Raw genomic sequence first — 13028 nt, forward strand, 5'->3', positions numbered from 1 at the left:
TTATGAAAAGACAAGTATTTTTTAGCTTCCATTATAGCAATGATAACTGGCGAGCATCTCAAGTTAGAAATATGGGTATAGTATCAGGTGATTCTACTTTTTCTGATAATGATTGGGAAGAAGTAAAATTAAAATCTGATGCAATGATAAAATTATGGATAGATAGTCAAATGGCAAAGCGTTCATGTGTGGTTGTTTTGATTGGTGAGAAAACTGCTGGACGTAAATGGATCAACTATGAAATTGAAAAAGCGATTGAGTTGAATAAAGGAATCGTAGGAATATATATTCATAATTTAAAGGATAGATTTGGAAACCAAAGTAATCAGGGAAGAAATCCATTTGATAATTTTGCATTATCTCGAACTGGCAAATCGTTATCAAGTTATGTCCGTTGCTATAATTCTCCATTCTTTACTTCAAAGTATGTTTATGAAGATATTCAAAGTAAAATGGAAGAATTAATAGAGTACGCTATTGCACATAAACCATCTACATGGTAGCTAAGATTATTAGTAATAAACTAAATAGGAAATATCAAAGGGATATATTAATTAAGATTCATGATATTTGAAATAATTTAATTAAGTGATTGTACTTTATAATTACTGGAAAAAGATAAGAATTGAAGAAAATAAATTATGAAACTACAATTTAAAAAACAACCATTCCAGTTGGATGCAGTTAGTGCCATTGCAGACTTATTTCAAGGGCAAGCCAAACAAACTGGAATTAGGTATATGGCTGATCCAGGTCGTCAAAAGTCAGATGAGGTGGATTTGGTATTGGATGCCTATCGAAATGCTCCGATTCAATTGGACCAGGAAGCTATTCGAAGGAATGTTCATGCTGTACAAACTCGTTTTGGATTACGACCCTCTGAAAGTTTGTCGGTCGATATGGTTGCAGGTCGTCCAGCCTACAATTTCTCTATAGAAATGGAGACAGGGACGGGGAAAACCTATACCTATATCCGTACCATTATGGAGTTAAATAAACGCTTTGGCTGGCTCAAGTTTGTCATTGTTGTTCCAAGTGTCGCCATACGTGAGGGGGTTCTTAAGTCTTTAGAAATCATGAAAACTCATTTTCAGGATGAGTATGGGAAACAGCCGAGATATTTTGTTTATGATTCTTCACGTTTAGGAGATTTGGATAGTTTTGCTAACTCATCTGATCTTCAAATCATGGTCATCAACTCCCAGGCTTTTAATACAAAAGGGAAAGTTGCGAATCGCATTCATGAAGAGCAGGAAAGTTTTCGTTGGCGTCGCCCAATTGATGTATTAGCAGCCATGAACCCAATCATGATTATTGATGAGCCCCAGTCTGTTGAAGGGAAGCAGACTAAAGAACGACTAAAAGACTTTAAGCCTCTCTTTACTCTTCGCTACTCAGCTACTCATAAAGAAAAGCATGATATGGTTTATCGACTGGATGCCATGGATGCCTACAACCAAAAATTAGTTAAGAAAATTGCTGTGAAGGCTATTGAACAAGCTGGAACGACTGGGACACAAGGTTATCTGTATTTACAAGAAATCCTTCCTCAAAAATCCGGTACTCCAAAGGCTAAGATAGAGGTCGAGGTAAGAACTCAGTCGGGCGTGAAACGTAAAACAAGAATCGTTGAAGACCCTTTTGATCTATATGCTGAATCGGGTAATCTGGCGTCCTATCAAGGCATGACGTTGAGTCAATTTAACGCAAGAGACAATAAAATCCAGGTCGGTGTGACGCAGGAATTATATGTTGGAGAGGTCATGGGTGAAGTCGATGAATCGAGTATGCGGAGAATTCAAATTCGTGAGACCATTAAGAGTCACCTAGAGAAAGAAAGTAGACTTTATAATCGTGGAATTAAGGTTCTTTCTCTTTTCTTCATTGATGAGGTTGCAAAATATAAGCAATATGATGCACAAAATGATCCTCACAATGGGGAGTATGCTCAAATCTTTGAAGATGAGTATGAAAGTCAAGTTAGACAATTCTTACAGACTCAAGAACCCTCTTCTTATTATCGTTATTTGGAATCTCATCTTGATGGCAATGCAGTTCATGCGGGTTACTTTTCAGTTGATAAAGTGAAAAAGTCAGATAAGACGGTATTTGTGGATTACAAATCTGCTAGTGAAAAGAAAAGCAATTCATCAAACGATAAAGATGCCTATGATTTGATCATGAAAGATAAGGAACGTTTGTTGAGTTTCGAGGAACCAGTACGCTTTCTATTCTCGCATTCAGCCTTAAAAGAAGGTTGGGATAATCCCAATGTATTTCAAATCTGTACTCTCAAGCAGTCTTCTGCAGAGACTCGGAAACGACAAGAAATTGGCCGTGGGATGCGTTTAGCAGTGGATCAAGATGGTGTACGTCAAGATTCGGAACTTTTAAAGAGTGAAGTCCATGAAATCAACAAATTGACTATCATTGCAAATGAAAGCTATGATCAATTTGCGCGTGGGCTACAAGCAGAGTTGAAAGAGTTGTTAGCTGATCGTCCTGTAAAAGTTGATGTTTCCTTATTTGAAAATAAAGTAATCGAAAACGAAGCAGGAGAAAAGGTTAGAATCACCAAAGAGCAGGCAGAGTCCATTCAGTTTGATTTGATTAGTCAGGGATATATTGATAAGAAAGGTCAACTGACTGCAAATTATTTTACTGCCAAGGAAAATAATCTGTTGAACTTATCAGATACACTTCCTGGCTTTGAGAAACAAGTTGTTGAAGTACTTGAAAGTATCTACCAGCCTGGAAAATATGAGATCGAAAATGCAAACAATACAACAGTGCAGTTCTCTGAGGAAGTAAATAAAGAAAATATCGCTCGAAAAGAATTCTTGTCACTTTGGAATCAGATTAATCGTAAAACAGCTTATCAAGTTACTTTTGATGATACTGAGCTAATAGAGCAGTCTGTTGCTTATATTAATGAGAAGCTAGTGGTCAGTCAACCAGTGTACAATATTACCCAAGCCAGTGCAGATCAAATGACAAAAGAAGGTTTGAAACTAGATGTTGGAGAAAATGCTCGTTCTCAGGAGTATATCGAAAATAGTCAAATTGCGACTCAGTATGATTTGTTAGGAGAAGTAGCAGATCATACAGGTCTAACTCGTAAAGTAGTAGCAGAAATTCTGAGTAAGATTAAAGTTGATAAGTTTGAAAAGTTCAAACAAAACCCAGAAGAATTTATTTTAAAAGTATCGAAGTTGATTAATGAGCAAAAAGCAGCTCAAATAATCAAGCATATTCAATACAATATTTTAGAAGATGAATACGATTTGGATTTATTCTACGATAATGCAGAAACAGCGAAACTTTCGGATGATCATTTGCTGGAATCTACGAAGGGAATCTATAACTTTGTAAAGGTGGATTCAGATATCGAGCGTAAGTTTAAAGAATCCTTAGAGCAGTATGAGGATGTTCGAGTATATGTAAAACTACCTGGGAAGTTTAAAATTTCTACACCTCTTGGAGATTACAATCCTGATTGGGCGATAGCATTTAGAGAAGGTAGTGTAAAGCATATCTATTTTGTAGCAGAAACCAAGGGTTCTATGTCTAGTCTTCAATTAAAACAATCTGAAAAAGGTAAAATCGATTGTGCTCGTGTTCATTTTAAAGCTTTAGTTAAGGCGGGACTAATTAGTGATCAATATATTTATGGCGTTGTTTCTAGTTATGAGGAGTTGCTGGGCTTAGTGAAATAGTATGATGATTTCTCGATAATAATTTACTATGTGAAAGTATTTTGTTCAATAATTCCAATAGTAGTTTTATTAGATAGATTATAAAACATAAAAAATCAGGTAGTCACTAGGATTATCTGATTTTTTATATGTGGGCAATAAAACAAAGGTTTCTAAAGGTAAGATGAATATAGGATAATGGTAGAATGAGAGTCCTCTCTTTTTTGGGGCATATTCAGATAATCAGTTTGAAATTTCCAGACAAAATTTTTGAAAAAATTCTGAAAAAGAAGTAAGATAGTTAATGTAAGATAAAGTAAACGCTTACTTAATAAGGAGGACACTTTATGTCATATAAAACAAGCAATGCAGAAGGACCTGTAGATTTTATTAACACCTATGATTTGGAGCCAATGGCGCAACAAGTCATTCCTAAAGCTGCCTTTGGTTATATCGCTAGTGGAGCAGAGGATACTTTCACTTTACGCGAGAACATCCGTGCCTTTAACCACAAACTCATCGTTCCTCATACGCTTTGTGATGTTGAAAATCCAAGTACAGAGATTGAATTTGCAGGTGAAAAATTATCTTCACCAATTATTATGGCACCTGTTGCGGCTCATAAATTGGCAAATGAGCAGGGGGAAGTAGCTACTGCGCGTGGTGTGCATGAATTTGGTTCTCTCTATACAACTAGTTCCTACTCTACCGTTGACCTTCCAGAAATTACGGAAGCTCTTCAAGGAACACCTCATTGGTTCCAATTTTACTTTAGTAAGGATGATGGAATTAACCGCCATATCATGGACCGTGTGAAGGCTGAAGGCTACAAAGCGATTGTCTTGACGGCAGATGCAACTGTAGGGGGGAATCGTGAGGTCGATAAGCGCAATGGTTTTGTCTTCCCAGTTGGCATGCCGATTGTTGAGGAATACCTGCCAGAAGGTGCTGGAAAATCCATGGACTTTGTTTACAAATCAGCTAAACAACGCTTGTCTCCACGTGATGTCGAATTTATCGCTACATACTCAGGACTTCCTGTCTATGTCAAGGGGCCTCAATGCCGTGAGGACGTTGAACGTTCGCTTGCCGCAGGTGCTTCTGGTATCTGGGTAACCAACCACGGTGGTCGCCAAATCGACGGTGGGCCAGCTGCCTTTGACTCACTTCAAGAAGTAGCAGAAGCAGTTGATAAACGTGTGCCAATTGTCTTTGACTCTGGTGTTCGTCGCGGTCAACACGTCTTTAAAGCCTTGGCTTCAGGAGCAGACTTGGTAGCTATTGGTCGCCCTGTGATCTATGGTTTGGCTCTCGGTGGTAGTGTTGGTGTGCGTCAAGTCTTTGAGCACTTGAATGCAGAATTGAAGACAGTCATGCAGTTATCTGGAACTCAGACTATTGAGGATGTCAAACATTTCAAACTCCGTCACAACCCATACAATCCAACCTTCCCAGTTGACCCACGTGACTTAAAATTGTATTGATAAAGAAGACGGCCTCCACCTGATGTGGAGGTTTTTCTTCGTGTATAGAAAGATTCAATCGTTATTAGAAACTATATAAATATATTTTTCGGTCAAATATCTTGCTAGGGCTTTCATTTTTTGCTATACTGGTCCAGTAATTAAATAATAAAGACATTTGGGGTGCTTTAGGCTGAGATGATACCCATTGAACCTGATACAGTTAAGACTGGCGAAGGGAAATGTGAAAAGGTTTTTTTCGTATGTCGAAAGAAACTGTTTAATCTTGTAAGCTAAACTCTAATTCTCGTTTGTAATTGGAGTTTTTTTGTTTATCAAAAGAGGATAGGCTTGACGGCAAGTCTTTCGGTAGCTCTCCTAGAATGCCCCACTTTTCTTTAAAAAGGTCAAGTAAAACTAGGATTTTCTTGGTATTTTGTTGATTACGAACGAGTAAAGAGAGGAAAAGTAAATATGGAAACACAAGACTATGCATTTGAGCCGGGTTTGACCGTTGGAGAATTATTAAAAAGCAATCAGAAGGATTGGCAGGCTGCAATCAATCATCGTTTTGTTAAGGAACTTTTTGCGGGGACAATTGAGAATAAGGTCTTTAAAGACTACCTGATTCAGGATTATCATTTCTTTGATGCCTTCTTATCCATGCTGGGTGCCTGTGTAGCTCACGCAGACCAGCTTGAATCCAAACTTCGTTTTGCCAAGCAATTAGGCTTTCTTGAAGCAGATGAAGATGGTTATTTCCAAAAGGCTTTCAAAGAGTTAAAAGTAGCAGAGAATGACTATCTAGAAGTGACCTTGCACCCTATAACAAAAGCGTTTCAGGAGCTAATGTATTCTGCTGTGACTTCATCAGACTATGCTCATCTTTTGGTCATGCTGGTCATTGCAGAAGGTCTCTATTTAGACTGGGGTTCTAAAGATTTGGCTCTACCTGAAGCCTATATTCATTTAGAATGGGTCAATCTCCACAGAGGTCCTTTCTTTACAGAGTGGGTTCAATTTCTGGTTGATGAACTTAATCGTGTCGGGAAAAATCGAGAAGATTTGACAGAACTTCAGCAACGCTGGAATCAAGCAGTTGCTTTGGAATTAGCCTTTTTTGATATCGGTTATGAATTATAGGATAAATTCAATCCTTTGATGTAGATTAAAAGAAGTAACAAACAAACTATATAAATATATTTTCCGGTCAAATATCTTGCTAGTGCTTTCAATTTCTGTTATACTGGTCCAGTAATTAAATAATAAAGACATTTGGGGTGCTTTAGGCTGAGATGATACCCATTGAACCTGATACAGTTAAGACTGGCGAAGGGAAATGTGAAAAGGTTTTTTTCGTATGTCGAAAAGAACTGTCTAATCTTGTAAGCTAAACTCTAATTCTCGTTTGTAATTGGAGTTTTTTTGTTTATCAAAAGAGGATAGGCTTGACGGCAAGCCTTTTGGTAGCTCACCTTGAATGTCCCACTTTTCTTTAAAAAAAGGAGTTTTTTATGTTGAAAAAATGGCAATTAAAAGATGTTATCTTACTTGCTTTCTTGTCTATCTTTTTTGGTGGCGTTTTTGTGGGGTCAGGCTATCTGTTTGATATCCTCACCCTGATCTTGGCCCCTCTTGGTTTGCAGGCCTTTGCCAATGAAATCCTCTTTGGTCTCTGGTGTATGGCTGCGCCCATTGCGGCTATATTTGTTCCAAGAGTAGGAAGCGCAACGATTGGAGAAGTGCTAGCTGCGCTTGCTGAAGTCCTTTATGGTAGTCAATTCGGTCTAGGTGCCCTTTTGTCTGGCTTGGTTCAAGGTTTGGGAAGTGAACTTGGTTTTATCGTAACCAAGAATCGCTATGAAAGTTGGCTCTCTCTAACTGCTAATAGTATTGGGATTACGCTTGTTAGTTTTGTCTATGAATACATTAAGTTAGGTTACTACGCCTTCTCCCTTCCTTTTGTCCTTTCCTTGCTTGTGGTGCGCTTTATTTCTGTCTTTTTCTTCTGTACCATCTTGGTTCGTGCCATTGTCAAACTTTATCATCAGTTTGCAGCTGGGGGCAAGGCATAGATGGGGCTGAAACTACGAGCGATTCAGTCCCCAATCTTTTCGGAACCGCTTGATTTTACTTTTCATGCGCAAGCCTTCACCTTGTTAGTTGGGAGCAGTGGTTCAGGAAAATCGAGTCTCTTTCAAATGATTGCCCAAGTCAGTTCTCTTCCCTATAGCGGTCAAGTCCTGATAGATGGGAGAGAGGTCAGTCAGCTTTCTATCGTCGACCGTGTCCAGACGGTTGGCATTCTCTTTCAAAATCCTAATCATCAATTTACCATGGAGAACTTGTTTGAGGAGCTGATTTTTACCTTGGAGAATATTGGTCATCCCCTTCAAGAGATTGATGCTAAAATAGCAGAGGTGGTTCGGCAATGTCGTTGCGAGCCAATCTTGCACCGTCCCATTCATCACCTATCAGGTGGGGAAAAGCAAAAGGCTGCTTTGGCTGTTCTCTTTGCTATGAATCCTAGGGTCTATCTCTTGGATGAACCCTTTGCTTCTATTGACCGCAAGAGCAGAATCGAGATATTGGAGATTCTAAAAGAGTTGGCTCTTGATGGGAAGACAGTCATCCTGTGCGACCATGATTTATCTGATTATGAAGCCTATATCGACCATATGGTGGAGCTAAGAGACGGACAACTAAGGGAAGTATTTCAAATCCCTACCTCTGAGATGACACAGGTTTCTTCAAAGAATGTTGCTTCTAGCCCGGAATTGTTCCATATGGATAGAACGACTTGTGAGCTGGATAAGCGTCCCCTCTTTTCAATTGCGGATTTTACATTCTACCAAGGAATTTCCTGTATCTTGGGTGACAATGGTGTCGGGAAATCAACCCTCTTTCGCTCTATTCTTCAATTTCAAAAGTATAAAGGGCTCATTACTTGGAAGGGGACAGTCCTGAAAAAGAAAAAGAGTTTGTACCGTGATCTGACGGGTGTTGTTCAGGAAGCTGAGAAGCAGTTTATCAGAGCCAGTCTGCGAGAAGAGCTTCAATTAGATGGACCTGATTCTGAAAGAAATCAGCGAATTTTCCAAGCTTTACGATACTTTAATCTGGAGCAGGCGCTTGATAAGAGTCCCTATCAATTAAGTGGTGGCCAGCAAAAGATTCTTCAGCTATTGACCATCTTGACTAGTAAGGCCTCTGTGATCTTGCTAGATGAACCTTTTGCAGGTTTGGATGATAGAGCTTGCCACTATTTTTGTCAGTGGATTGTGGAGGAGAGAAATCAGGGAAGAAGTTTTCTGATCATTAGCCATCGTTTAGATCCCTTGATCTCTGTGGTTGATTATTGGATTGAGATGACTAGTGAGGGGCTCAGTCATCTCCAAGACGTGATCATCAGCAAACCTCTCCCCTCTCTGAACAATGATACTCTAGGGGAGGTGAGGTAGTATGATCAAAGTAGCAACCAAGACACCGATACTCAGTCTCTTCTTGCTGATTTTATCCTTGGAAACATCTTTCATTCCTTCGATTGCTCTTAATCTTTCAGTAGTCGCATTTTGCATTCTCTTTATGCTCTACCACCGTCGATTTAAAATGTTGGCTTGGATGATTGTGCTCGCCATTTTGCCATCCTTCGCCAACTATTGGGCAGTACAGTTACATGGGGATGCTTCGCAGGCAGTGATACTTGGAACGAGGGCCTTTGTGACCGTTTGTATCGGCCTTGTCTTTGTTTCCAGTATTTCCCTAAAAGAGCTTCTCTTGTACTTGGCTCAAAAGGGGCTATCGCGTTCTTGGGCCTATGCCTTGATTGTGGTATTCAATGCCTTTCCCCTCATTCAGCAAGAAATCAAGTCCCTCAAGGAAGCGTGCTTACTGCGTGGTCAAAAACTGCATGTTTGGTCGCCCTTGATTTACAGTAAGGTTTTGATGACGGTCTTTAGGTGGCGCCATCTTTATCTGAGAGCTTTGTCTGCGCACGGATATGACGAACATGCACAGTTGGAGAATCGCTATCGGACTTTTTATATTTCTCAGAGGACAAAATTAATCTACCTGCTGTTCTTTTTATTACTTCAAACCAGTCTATTTTTATAAAGGAGTTATTATGGAATTCACAGATATTGCGATGGAATTATCCAACGAAGCTTGGCAGGCTTCCTTTCATCACCCTTTTGTTTTACAGTTACAAGAGGGAACGTTAGAACCTTCCATCTTCCGCTATTACCTGATTCAGGATGCCTACTACCTGAAGTCTTTTTCAGAAGCCTATCACCTCTTGGCTGATAAGACTTCCAACGAGGAGATGAAAAGACTCTTGAAACAAAATGCTCAGGGTCTAGTGGAGGGTGAATTATTTATCCGCCAACAATTTTTCAAGGAATTAGGAATCAGCGACCAGGAAATGGAGCAACATCCAATCGCTCCAACCTGTTATCATTACATTTCTCATATTTATCGTCAGTTTGCAGAGCCAAACTTGGGCATTGCTTTTGCTAGTTTGCTCCCATGTCCTTGGTTATACCATGATTTGGGCAAGGCACTTAATCGCAAACCATCCCCGAATCCTCTTTATCAACAGTGGATTGAAACCTATATCACAGATGAGTTAGAACAGCAGATTAAAGAGGAAGAAGAGCTGGTCAATCAACTCTATCGCGAAAGCAACGAGACGGACAAACAAAAAATGCTAGAGGCCTTCCACCGAAGTGTCCACATGGAAGCTAAGTTTTGGGAGATGGCTTACCAACATCAAACCTGGACGAGCGATTTGCAGTCCTTAGAAAAAGAGAAGAAATAGAAAATGAGAAACCACCAACTACAAGTTCACAAATTAACTATTTTATCCATGATGATTGCCCTTGACGTAGTTCTTACACCCATCTTTCGAATTGAGGGAATGGCACCGATGTCCAGTGTAGTCAACATCCTAGCAGGGATCTTGATGGGACCTGTTTATGCCTTGATCATGGCTACAGCCACAGCCTTTATCCGTATGACAACTCAAGGGATTCCACCTTTAGCTCTTACAGGAGCAACTTTCGGAGCCCTCCTTGCAGGTCTCTTTTATAAGTATGGTCGAAAATTTCACTATTCTGCTCTAGGAGAAATCTTGGGAACAGGTATTATTGGTTCTATTGTTTCCTATCCTGTTATGGTTCTCTTTACGGGATCTGCGGCGAAGCTCAGTTGGTTTATCTACACTCCTCGATTTTTCGGAGCAACCTTGATTGGTACAGCGATTTCCTTTATTGCCTTTCGATTTTTAATCAAGCAGGAATTCTTTAAAAAAGTGCAGGGATATTTCTTTGGAGAAAGGATAGAATGATGCAGAAATTGATAAATCCTTTCCCTCTGGCAACCAGTTCCTTGATTCACTGCATCACCAATGAGATTTCTTGTGAGATGCTGGCTAATGGGATTTTAGCTCTGGGATGCAAACCTGTCATGGCAGATGATCCCCGTGAGGTCCTTGATTTTACCAAACAAAGCCAAGCTCTCTTTATCAATCTGGGGCATTTGTCTGCTGAGAAGGAGAAAGCAATCCGTATGGTAGCTACTTATGCAAACCAAGCTTCTCTCCCAATGGTAGTAGATGCGGTTGGTGTATCAGCGTCACCCGTTCGTAAGACCTTAGTCAGAGATCTTTTAGAATACAAGCCCACAGTCCTTAAAGGAAATATGTCTGAAATCCGAAGTCTTGTTGGCTTAAAACACCATGGAGTCGGGGTAGATGCTAGTGCTAAAGACCAAGAAATTGAGGATTTGCTTCAAGTCTTGAAAGACTGGTGTCAGACCTATCCTGGTATGTCATTTTTAGTCACTGGCCCCGAGGACCTCATTGTTTCGGAGAATCAGGTTGCAATATTGGGAAATGGCTGTGACGAATTAGACTGGATAACAGGGACAGGAGACCTGGTTGGAGCCTTGACAGCTGTTTTTCTCAGCCAAGGAAAGACTGCATTTGAAGCTTCTTGCCTAGCAGTTTCTTATCTCAATATCGCTGCTGAGAGAATACTTGTTCAAGGAATGGGATTGGAAGATTTTCGTTACCAAGTTCTCAATCAACTCTCTCTCCTAAAAAGAGATGAAAACTGGCTAGAAGCCATCAAAGGAGACTTTTATGAATAGAGAAGCACTTAGACTATATCTGGTAACCAATCGCTACCAAGATTCCTTGGAAAACTTTCTTGAAAAAGTCGAGACGGCCTGCCGTTCAGGTGTTACCATCATCCAACTACGAGAAAAAAATCTCACCACCAATCAATACTATCATCTGGCAAAACAAGTCAAGGAAATAACAGATGCCTACCAAGTACCCTTAATTATCGATGATCGTTTGGATGTTTGTCTTGCAGTAGATGCTGCAGGTTTGCATATTGGCGACGATGAACTACCAGTTTCGGTTGCCCGTCAAGTCTTGGGACCTGACAAAATCCTCGGTGTCACTGCTAAAACAGTAAAAAGAGCCCTCGAGGCAGAAACATCGGGTGCGGATTACTTGGGAACAGGAGCCATTTTCCCGACTACGACCAAGGAGAATGCTCCCATCACCCTGATTTCAACCTTGAAAACCATTTGCCAAACGGTCGCCATTCCAGTAGTTGCTATTGGAGGCTTGACGTCAGAGAATATTGACCAGCTTGCTGAAACTGGCATAGCCGGAGTCGCCGTTGTCCGTGATTTGATGCAGGCAGAAGATATTGAAGCAAAAGCGCACGCCTTTTTAACAAAGCTGGATGACATGATTTCCTAATCAAAAACTCTCTAATTCCCTTAAAGTAGGAACTAGAGAGTTTTTTCTTAATCTTTAAAGCTTGTATGGTTGACTGGACCAGAACCATGACCGAGTTGAGGGGCGTCTTGGATGGCTTTTGTGATAAAGGCCTTGGCCTTATCAACTGCCTGATAAAGGGTTTTCCCCTTGGCTAGTTCAGCCGTAATCACAGCAGCAAAGGTACATCCAGTACCATGGGTGTGACAGGTTTGAATTCTTGGGCTTTCCCAGACAAATTGCTCCTCCTTGGTAAAGAGGAAATCCTTGGCACCGCCTTCGAGATGACCACCTTTGATTACCACAGACTGAGGACCAAATTCTTTTAAAATCAGGCGACCAGCGCGTTGCATGTCTTCTGGATTATGAATTGAGAAACCAACAATCTCTTCTGCCTCAGGAAGATTGGGTGTAATAATAGTCGCAAGGGGAAGCAGGTTTGTTTTTAGGTAGCTTCTCGCACTGGTATCAATCAGGGTATCACCGCTTGTTGCGACCATGACAGGGTCAAGCACGTAGGGGCAGTCCAGCTTTTTAAGATAGGGTTGGATGATCTCCATGATCTCAGTAGTTGCCAACATACCAGTTTTCACAGCCTGAGGTTTGATATCCGAAAAGATACTCTCCAATTGAGCTTCCAGCATTTGGTTGGAGACGTGCTCGATTAATTGAACACCTCTGGTATTTTGAGCGACAAGGCTGGTGACAACGGCCATTCCATAGACATCTCTCGCTTGGAATGACTTCAAATCAGCCATAATGCCAGCACCGCCACTAGGGTCAGTTCCTGCAATGGTTAGAGCAACGGGTAAATAAGTCATCTAAAACCTCCCAACCAACTGAAGTTTGTATTCTCAAGAACAAGCTAGTCTGTTTTGGAAGGAAATAGAAGACTAGCTAGTCCTCATTATCATTTCCACTTCCATCAGCTAGCATTACCTAGATTGAGTCAAAGGGATCTAACAGTCGTTAATCTCAGCTTTACGCACCCCTAGTGGTTGTTTTCTTTTTTCTTTAGTATAGCATATTTTTATAGTTTATATAGTAAAATTTGACTGAAAATCCTGTATCATATGGTTA

12 protein-coding genes and 3 riboswitches are annotated in these 13028 nt (G+C 40.4%); of the genes, 11 read left to right on the forward strand and 1 reads right to left on the reverse strand.

Features of this window, described 5'->3' with window-relative positions:
- The first annotated feature begins 2 nt into the window (after positions 1-2).
- From B7717_RS06375 to thiE, 11 genes are all read left to right on the forward strand, one after another.
- Positions 3-503, forward strand: coding sequence for a TIR domain-containing protein (locus B7717_RS06375; protein WP_239665727.1), 501 nt, complete (start codon positions 3-5; stop codon positions 501-503).
- Positions 504-641: 138 nt separating this feature from the next.
- Positions 642-3716 (forward strand): type III restriction-modification system endonuclease, encoded by a 3075-nt coding sequence (locus tag B7717_RS06380; protein ID WP_084944403.1) that lies wholly within the window; start codon positions 642-644, stop codon positions 3714-3716.
- A 326-nt stretch (positions 3717-4042) separates the two neighbouring features.
- A complete protein-coding gene (lctO, locus tag B7717_RS06385) occupies positions 4043-5179 on the forward strand; it encodes an L-lactate oxidase (protein ID WP_000120742.1) in 1137 nt (378 codons plus the stop codon).
- Between the two features lie 148 nt (positions 5180-5327).
- Positions 5328-5416, forward strand: a riboswitch (TPP riboswitch).
- A 216-nt stretch (positions 5417-5632) separates the two neighbouring features.
- Complete coding sequence (locus B7717_RS06390; protein ID WP_070696913.1) at positions 5633-6301, forward strand: TenA family protein; 669 nt, start codon at positions 5633-5635, stop codon at positions 6299-6301.
- Between the two features lie 123 nt (positions 6302-6424).
- A riboswitch (TPP riboswitch) is annotated at positions 6425-6513 on the forward strand.
- 159 nt (positions 6514-6672) lie between these two features.
- Positions 6673-7233, forward strand: a complete 561-nt coding sequence (locus tag B7717_RS06395) for an ECF transporter S component (protein WP_000915275.1) — start codon at positions 6673-6675, stop codon at positions 7231-7233.
- The gene (locus tag B7717_RS06400) at positions 7234-8619 is read left to right on the forward strand and encodes an ATP-binding cassette domain-containing protein (RefSeq protein ID WP_084944404.1); all 1386 of its coding nucleotides are present in this window, start codon (positions 7234-7236) and stop codon (positions 8617-8619) included.
- 1 nt (position 8620) lies between these two features.
- Positions 8621-9271 carry an energy-coupling factor transporter transmembrane component T gene (locus B7717_RS06405; RefSeq protein ID WP_049518952.1) on the forward strand — a complete coding sequence of 217 codons (651 nt, stop codon included), beginning with the start codon at positions 8621-8623 and terminating at the stop codon, positions 9269-9271.
- A 10-nt stretch (positions 9272-9281) separates the two neighbouring features.
- Complete coding sequence (tenA, locus tag B7717_RS06410; RefSeq protein ID WP_084944405.1) at positions 9282-9974, forward strand: thiaminase II; 693 nt, start codon at positions 9282-9284, stop codon at positions 9972-9974.
- A gap of 3 nt (positions 9975-9977) precedes the next feature.
- Positions 9978-10502, forward strand: a complete 525-nt coding sequence (thiW, locus tag B7717_RS06415; protein ID WP_084944406.1) for an energy coupling factor transporter S component ThiW — start codon at positions 9978-9980, stop codon at positions 10500-10502.
- Positions 10502-11305, forward strand: coding sequence for a hydroxyethylthiazole kinase (locus B7717_RS06420; protein WP_084944697.1), 804 nt, complete (start codon positions 10502-10504; stop codon positions 11303-11305). Before thiW ends, B7717_RS06420 begins: the two co-directional genes overlap by 1 nt.
- On the forward strand, positions 11298-11930 hold the full coding sequence (thiE, locus tag B7717_RS06425; protein WP_084944407.1) for a thiamine phosphate synthase: 633 nt from the start codon (positions 11298-11300) through the stop codon (positions 11928-11930). The genes B7717_RS06420 and thiE overlap by 8 nt, the downstream gene beginning before the upstream one ends.
- A 47-nt stretch (positions 11931-11977) precedes the next feature.
- Here thiE and thiD read toward each other — a convergent pair whose 3' ends face one another.
- Positions 11978-12769, reverse strand: coding sequence for a bifunctional hydroxymethylpyrimidine kinase/phosphomethylpyrimidine kinase (gene thiD, locus B7717_RS06430; RefSeq protein WP_084944408.1), 792 nt, complete (start codon positions 12767-12769; stop codon positions 11978-11980).
- Positions 12770-12852: 83 nt separating this feature from the next.
- Positions 12853-12951, reverse strand: a riboswitch (TPP riboswitch).
- Between the last annotated feature and the right edge of the window lie 77 nt (positions 12952-13028).

The sequence above is a fragment of the Streptococcus oralis subsp. oralis genome (genome assembly GCF_002096495.1).
GTDB lineage: Bacteria > Bacillota > Bacilli > Lactobacillales > Streptococcaceae > Streptococcus > Streptococcus oralis_CU.